Source organism: Saccharomonospora iraqiensis subsp. iraqiensis (genome assembly GCF_000430445.1).
GTDB lineage: Bacteria > Actinomycetota > Actinomycetes > Mycobacteriales > Pseudonocardiaceae > Saccharomonospora > Saccharomonospora iraqiensis.
The window spans coordinates 11,247-12,680 of sequence record NZ_KE387033.1 but is presented as its reverse complement, the minus strand read 5'-3'; the positions used below and the strand labels follow the sequence as shown (position 1 = coordinate 12,680).

Here is a 1,434-nt window from a genome sequence, read left to right as displayed (position 1 = left end):
GCCGCGTGGGCGGGCACGACCGGCGGGAGGGTGGTGGCGCCGACGAGTGCGGCGGCGGCCAGTGCGCCCGCCGCCAGGAGTCGGGCCCTCATCGGATCAGGACGTCGGAGGGGACGGTGTAGCCGCGCACCCGCTGCGGGTGGTCCCCCACGGGGATGCGGGCGATTTCGCGCGGGTCGTCGTAGGAGACCACGGAGATGTCGTCGCTGTCGCTGTTGGACAGGAAGCAGTACCGGCCGTCGGGGGAGGTGGCGGCCCAGTACGGCTTGTCCCCGACGTCGACGATCGAGTCCACCGTCAGCTCGGGCACGGACAGCACGGCGGCGTAGTCGGAGATCGTTCCCGCGTCGCAGATCTTGCTGTGGTCGTTGTTCATCGCGAGGCCGTGGTGCGCGGAGTCCAGCGGGTAGTCGCTGCGGTCCATCTCCCGTGCCTGTTCGGACAGCGGCAGGTGCACCGTCCGGGTCCGGCGCTTCTCCTCGAGGTCGTACTCGATGAAGCCGTTGTGGAACGACAGCTGCGCGTACATCGTGCGCTCGTCGGGCAGCACGACGAACGGGCGGATGCCCGCCTCGAACTCGATCGTGTCGGTGACCTCGAAGGTCTCCGCGTCGGCGATGGTGAGTTCGCGGTTGCCCTTGACCGGGTCGAGGATCTCCGCGTCCGGGGCGATGACGTTGCCGATGGAGGCGTTGTAGATCGTGTCCCCGTCGGCGGAGTAGCGGTTCTCGTGCGGGAAGTCCCCGGCGTCGAACCGCCCGACGATCTCACCGGTGGCCGGGTCGAGCGCGTTGACCGTGTCCGCCGTGGTGGCCGAGACCAGCAGGGTCTCCCCGTCCAGGGACAGCGCCATGTGGTCGGACCGGTAGCCGTCGACCCGGTTGAACCACAGCTGGTCGCCGCTCTCGATGTCGAACGCGGCGACGTCGCCGAGGCTGGGCCGGGAGACGTACATCGTCCGGCCGTCGGGGGCGACCATGATGTCGTCCACGAGCTGGTCGTGGCCCTCGCCCGCGGTCTCCCGGATGACCTGCATGGCGATGTACTGGTCCACCCGCATCTCGGACTTGCGGTCGATCAGGTCCGGAACCACGTCGATGCGCTGGTACTTCTCCAGGGTGCGGGCGTCGATCAGGTCGACGGTGCCGTCCCAGTTGTTCCCGACGAACATCACGTCGCGGTCCGGTTGCGCGTGGGCCACCGGCGTGCCGGTGAGCGTCGCGGTGAGCACGACCGTGGCGGCCAGTGCGCACACGCGCCCGAGTCGCTGTCGCATGACAACCTACCCCATCGTAGACATGAATTGGATTCATGAATTGTGCTGGGTGGACGAACCGGACGCAAGGGTGTCCCGGTGGCGACCCCGCGGCCCGCCCGCTGACCGCGTCCCTGCGCACGCGCGTGGCGGCTCCGGTCGCCGCACCGCCGCGGCCC

The 1,434-nt window shown here is 69.5% G+C and carries 1 protein-coding gene; it reads right to left on the bottom strand.

The features are described from left to right. Nucleotides 1-88: 88 nt before the first annotated feature. Nucleotides 89-1,276: a YncE family protein gene (locus tag ACTIR_RS0100830; protein ID WP_026452863.1), complete on the bottom strand. Its 1,188-nt coding sequence runs from the start codon at nt 1,274-1,276 to the stop codon at nt 89-91. Between the last annotated feature and the right edge of the window lie 158 nt (nt 1,277-1,434).

What these genes read in the sequence shown, in the direction of transcription:
- ACTIR_RS0100830 (WP_026452863.1), bottom strand. Translation starts at nt 1,276, where the DNA reads ATGCGACAGCGACTCGGGCGCGTGTGCGCACTGGCCGCCACGGTCGTG.